We start from the raw sequence: 6,167 nt of genomic DNA on the forward strand, positions 1-6,167 counted from the left end.
GGCGGTGTCCACCTTGCGGGCGGGGCGGGCCGAGGCCGAGGCCGTGTTGACGGCCGTCGCGGAGCTGTATGTGCGGGGCGCGGGCGTCGACTGGTCCGGCGTGTTCGCGGGGACCGGTGCCCGCCGGGTCGAGCTGCCGACGTACGCGTTCCAGCGCGAACGGTACTGGCTGGAGGCATCGGCTCCGGCCACCGACGCCGACGGCCTCGGCCTCGGCGTGACCGAACATCCGCTGCTGGGCGCGGCCGTGACCGTGGCGGGCTCGGAAACCCTCCTGCTGACGTCCCGCCTCTCGGTGCGGTCCCACCCCTGGCTCGCCGATCACGCGATCGCGGAATCGATCGTGGTCCCCGGCACCGCGCTCGTCGAACTCGCACTCCAGGCGGGCGACCAGCTCGGCTACGGCCGACTGGACGAACTGACCCTGCGCGCCCCGCTCGTGCTGCCGAAGGACGGCGCGGTGCAGGTGCAACTCAGTGTGGAGCCGCCCGAGTCCTCCGACGGGAACCCGGACGGAAACGCGGACGAGCAGCGGCGCACGCTGAAGCTGTACGCACGCCCCCAGGACTCCGCGACCGGACAACCGTGGACCTTGCACGCCACCGGCACCCTCGCCGCCGAGCGGCCCGCCGCCGACTGGGATCTGACCGCGTGGCCGCCCCCGGGCGCCGAGCCGGTGCCCACCGACGGGCTGTACGAGCGACTGGCCTCGGCCGGGCTGGCCTACGGACCGGCCTTCCAGGGACTGCGGGACGTCTGGAGGCACGGCGATGACCTCTTCGTCGAGGCGGCCCTGCCCGAGCCGCTGGCCGGTGACGCTTCGGCGTACGGACTGCACCCGGCGCTGCTCGACACCGTCCTGCACGCCCTGGGACTGCGGGGGCAGGCGGCGGACGGCGCGTCGCTGCCGTTCCTGTGGTCGGGCGTGTCGCTGTCCGCCGTCGGCGCCGCCGCCGTACGCGTACACCTGACCGTGCGCGGGACGGGCGAGGTGGGGTTGCGGGTTGCCGACACGGCGGGCGACCCGGTGGCCGAGATCGAGTCGCTGGTGCTGCGTCCGATGTCGCCGGCCGACCTGACCGGGGCGGGCTCGCCGGTCTCCGACAGCCTGTTCCGGCTGGACTGGGTCCCCGCGCCCGCCGCCCCGAGCGGGTCCTCCCCGGTCGGCCGCTGGGCGATCCTGACCGGGTCCGACGACGCGCGGAGCGGCCTGCCCGACGTGGGCGTCGGCGCCTCCCGGTATGCCGACATCGCCGCGCTGAGCGCGGCCTTGGACGCCGGCGCCGAGGTGCCCGACACCGTACTGCTCCCGCTTCACCCCACCGCCGTCGGCACCGAGGCGAGCACGGACGCCAGCGTGACCGCGACCGTCACCGAGGTGCTCGGCATCGTGCGGGACTGGCTGGCGGAGGACCGGCTGGCCGGGTCCCGGCTGGCGGTGCTGACCGAGGACGCCGTCGAGGTCTCCGCCGAAGACGCTGAGGAGCCCGCCAGGACCTCACTCGCGGGCAAAGGCGTGGTCGACGTGGCCGGGGCCGGAGTGTGGGGCCTCGTCCGCACGGCGATCAGCGAGAACCCCGACCGGTTCCTCCTCGCCGACACCGATGGCCGCCAGGAGTCCTACCAGGCGCTGGCCGCGCAGCTGCCCGGCCTCGCCGAGGCGGGCGATGCGCAACTGGCCGTACGCCGCGGCCAGGTGTGGCTGCCCAGGGCCGTCCGCATGGCCTCGGGCGGAGTGCTCGTGCCCCCCACGACCCCGGACTCCGGCCTGGGCCCCGGACTCGGGTGGCGACTGGACATCGTCGCCCAGGGGCGCCTGGACGGTGTCGCGCTGGTGCGCGAGGACATGCGGCCCCTGCTGCCCGGTCAGGTGCGGGTGGGCGTACGCGCCGCGGGCATCAACTTCCGCGACGTGCTCAACGTGCTGGGCATGTACCCGGGCGACGCGGGCCGCATGGGCCTCGAAGGCGCCGGCGTCATCCTGGAGGTCGGACCCGGCGTGACGAACTGGGCCGTCGGCGACCGCGTCATGGGCATGCTCGACGGCGCCTTCGGCCCCGCCGCGGTCGCCGACGCGCGCATGCTGGCGCGGATTCCGCGCGGCTGGTCCTACGCGCAGGCGGCGTCGGTGCCGATCGTGTACCTCACCGCGTACTACGCCCTGATGGACCTCGCCGGGCTGCGGGCGGGCGAGTCGATCCTCATCCACGCCGCCGCCGGTGGCGTGGGCATGGCCGCCGTGCAGCTCGCGCACCACCTGAAGGCCGAGGTCTTCGCGACCGCCAGCCAGGGCAAGTGGCCCACGGTCCGTGAACTCGGTGTCGCCGCCGACCACATCGCCTCGTCCCGCACCACCGAGTTCGAGCAGACCTTCTCCCGGGCCACCAACGGTGCCGGCGTGAACGTCGTGCTGGACTGCCTGGCCGGGGAGTTCGTCGACGCGTCCCTGCGCCTGACGCGTCCCGGCGGACGATTCGTGGAGATGGGCAAGACGGACATCCGCGACGCGGACGACGTCAAGGCCGGCTACCCGGGCGTGTCGTACCAGGCGTTCGACATGATCGAAGCGGGCCCCGACCGGATCGGCGAAATGCTGACCGCGCTGCTTGAGCTGTTCGAACAGGGTGCGCTGCGCCCGCCCCCGATCACCACCTGGGACATCTCACGGGCCCCGGAGGCCCTGCGGTTCCTCGGCCAGGCGAAGCACGTCGGCAAGGTCGTGCTGACCATCCCGGCGCCGTGGCACGAGAGCGGCACCGTCCTGGTGACCGGCGGCACCGGCGGCCTCGGCGCGGTGCTGGCACGCCACCTCGTCACCCAGCACGGGGTCCGGGACCTGCTGCTGCTCTCGCGCCGTGGCGCCGACGCCCCCGGCGCGCGGGAACTCGAAGGGGAACTGACCGCTCTCGGTGCGCGGGTCACCATCACCGCCTGCGACGTCGGCGACCGGGAGGCCTTGGCCCGGGCGATCGAGACCATCCCGGAGCAGGCCCCGCTCACCGGAGTGATCCACACGGCCGGAGTGCTCGACGATGGTGTGATCACCGGCCTGACCCCGGAGCGGCTGGCCCGGGTCCTGGCCGCCAAGGCCGACTCGGCGCTGCACCTGCACGAACTGACCGCCAAGTCCGACCTGAGCGCCTTCGTGCTGTACTCCTCGATCTCCGGGGTGATCGGCTCCGCGGGACAGGCGGCCTACGCGGCGGGCAACGCGGTTCTGGACGCGCTGGCGGCATCCCGCCGCGCCCAGGGCCTGCCGGGCGTGTCCCTGGCCTGGGGCATGTGGGAGAACACCGACGGCATGGGCGGCCGGCTGGCCGAGGCGGACCTGGACCGCATGCGCCGTCAGGGATTCCCGCCGCTGTCCACCGACGACGCGCTGGCGCTGCTGGACACCGCCCTGCTGGTCAACGAGCCGGTGGCCCTGCCCGTCACCCTGCGGACCACGGCACTGGCCGCGCGACGGGACAGTCTGCCCAGCGTGCTGCACGGCCTGGTGCCGGCCGCACGGCAGCGCCGCACCGCCGGACAGGCGGCCGCGGGCGGAGGCGGGGGCGAGGGTCTGATCCGGCGGCTGCGGGGGCTGCCCGCGCCCGAGCAGGACCGGCTGCTGCTGGAGGTCGTACAGGCCCAGGTGGCCTCGGTCCTGGGACACTCCTCGGCGGCCGCGGTCGACCCCGCCCGGGCGTTCCGGGACCTCGGCTTCGACTCGCTGACGGCGGTTGATCTGCGGAACCGGCTCAACTCGGCCACCGGGCTGCAACTGCCCGCGACGCTGATTTTCGACCACCCGACGCCCGAAGCGCTCGTCCTGGCGTTGCGGGAGAAACTGCTCGCCGACGCCGCTCCGGCTCAACGCACCGCGCACGGTGCCGAGCCGGGCGACGACGGGGTGGACCCGCAGGTGAAGGAGCTTCTGGCGGCGATCCCGATCACCCGGCTGCGGGAGTCCGGCGTGCTGGACATGCTGCGCCGGCTCGCCGAAACCGCCGGAACCGCCGAATCCGCCGACGCCAACGGGGCAGGTGGGAGCGCGGCGGAACCGGCCGCCGAGCGGAGCGACGCCGAATCCCTCGACTCGATGGGCGCCGACAGCCTCGTACAGCTGGCCCTGAAGCGTGTGAGGCCGATGTAGCCCGGGCGCCAGTGGCGGACAGGTCCGTCACGTCGGCGCGTTCAGGCATCAGTCCATTGGCTTCAGTCCCAGGCTTCAGTTCGCCGTGACCGTGGAGAACGACATGACAACATCCTCCGAAGAACTCGTCCAAGCCCTGCGGGAGTCCCTCAAGGAGAACGACCGGCTCTGGCAGCGCTACCAGGACCTGGTCACCGCGTCACGCGAGCCGATCGCGATCGTGGGCATGGGCTGCCGCTTTCCCGGCGGCGTAGCTTCACCGGAGGCGCTGTGGGAGCTGGTGGCCTCGGCCGGGGACGGCATGTCACCGTTCCCCGCCGACCGTGGCTGGGACCTCCAGGCGCTCGGCGACATCGCCGAGGTGGGCGGGTTCGTGCACGAGGCCCCGCGGTTCGACGCCGAGCTGTTCGGGATCTCGCCGCGCGAGGCCCTGGCCATGGACCCGCAGCAGCGGCTGCTCCTGGAGACGTCGTGGGAAGCGCTGGAGCGCGCCGGGATCAACCCCCTGTCGCTGCGCGGCTCGCGGACCGGCGTGTTCTCCGGCGTGTCCGGCAACGGCTACGGCGGGCAGCTGCACGAGGCCGCCACCGAGACCGAGGGCTATCTGCTGACCGGCAGCATCCCGAGCGTCGCCTCGGGCCGGGTCGCCTACTCGCTCGGCTTCGAGGGCCCCGCCGTCACCGTCGACACCGCCTGCTCGTCGGCGCTGGTGGCGCTGCACTTGGCGTGCCAGGCGCTACGGGCCGGGGAGTGCACGATGGCGCTCGCGGGCGGCGCCACGGTCATGTCCAACCCCGGCATGTTCCTGGAGTTCGCCCGTCAGGGCGGGCTGGCCGGGGACGGCCGGTGCAAGTCCTTCGCCGAGGCGGCGGACGGCACGGGATGGTCCGAGGGCGCCGGCGTGCTGGTGCTGGAACGGCTGACCGACGCGCGGCGCCTCGGACACGACGTGCTTGCGGTCGTCCGCGGTAGCGCGGTCAACCAGGACGGCGCCTCGAACGGGCTGAGCGCGCCGAACGGCCCCTCCCAGCAGCGCGTGATCCGGCAGGCACTGGAGGCCGCGAACATCTCGGCGGCCGAGGTGGACGCCGTCGAGGCGCACGGCACCGGAACCCGGCTCGGCGACCCCATCGAGGCACAGGCCCTCATGGCCACCTACGGGCAGCAGCGTGACGGCGATCCGCTGTGGCTCGGCTCGGTGAAGTCCAACATCGGCCACACGCAGTGCGCGGCGGGTGTGGCCGGCGTCATCAAGATGGTGCTGGCGCTGCGTGAACAGCGGTTGCCGCGGACGCTGCACGCCGACGAGCCGTCGTCGCATGTGGACTGGACCGCCGGTGCGGTCCGGCTACTGGCCGAGGATCGTGGCTGGCCGCAGGGGGAGCGTTCGCGCCGGGCGGGTGTGTCGTCGTTCGGGATCAGCGGGACGAACGCGCACGTCATCGTCGAAGAAGCCCCGGCCGCCGAACCGGCCGTGGTGAAGGAGCGGCCGTCGGCCGACCTGCCGGTGGTGCCGTGGGTGCTGTCGGGCCGGAGCGCGCGGGCGGTGGAGGCACAGGCCGGGCGTCTGGCGGAGTTCCTCGACGAGCGGGACTCCTCCGCTGTCGACGTGGGCCTTTCGCTGGTGACGACGCGCGCCGTCCTGGAGCACCGCGCGGTGGTGCTGGGCGCCGACGACGCCCTTCGCGCGGGTCTGGCCGACCTGGACGGCCCTTCGGTGGTGTCCGGTGTGGTGTCGGAGGGGCGTACGGGCTGGATGTTCACGGGGCAGGGGAGCCAGCGGCTGGGTATGGGCCGTGAGTTGTATGGCGCCTTCCCGGTGTTCGCGAAGGCGCTGGATGAGGTGTGCGGTTTTCTGGACGCGGAGCTGGCGGGCAGGCCGGGGTTTGAGCACTCGGTGCGGGAGGTGTTGTTCGCGGCGGAGGGTTCTGCCGAGGCGGCTCTGCTGGAGGGGACCGGGTATGCGCAGNCGGCGTTGTTCGCGGTGCAGGTGGCGCTGGTGGAGTTGCTGCGGTCGTGGGGCATGGGTCCG

At 73.5% G+C, this 6,167-nt stretch carries 2 protein-coding genes; both read left to right on the forward strand.

Annotation, left to right across the window (positions count from 1 at the left end; genetic code table 11):
- Positions 1-4,135: SDR family NAD(P)-dependent oxidoreductase (locus LCH29_RS43385; RefSeq protein ID WP_446467196.1), on the forward strand; the 4,135-nt coding region annotated here is incomplete at its 5' end.
- A gap of 103 nt (positions 4,136-4,238) precedes the next feature.
- The coding region (locus LCH29_RS43390) for a type I polyketide synthase (protein WP_446467197.1) at positions 4,239-6,167 on the forward strand (1,929 nt) is incomplete at its 3' end.

Source organism: Streptomyces sp. BRA346 (assembly GCF_052851135.1).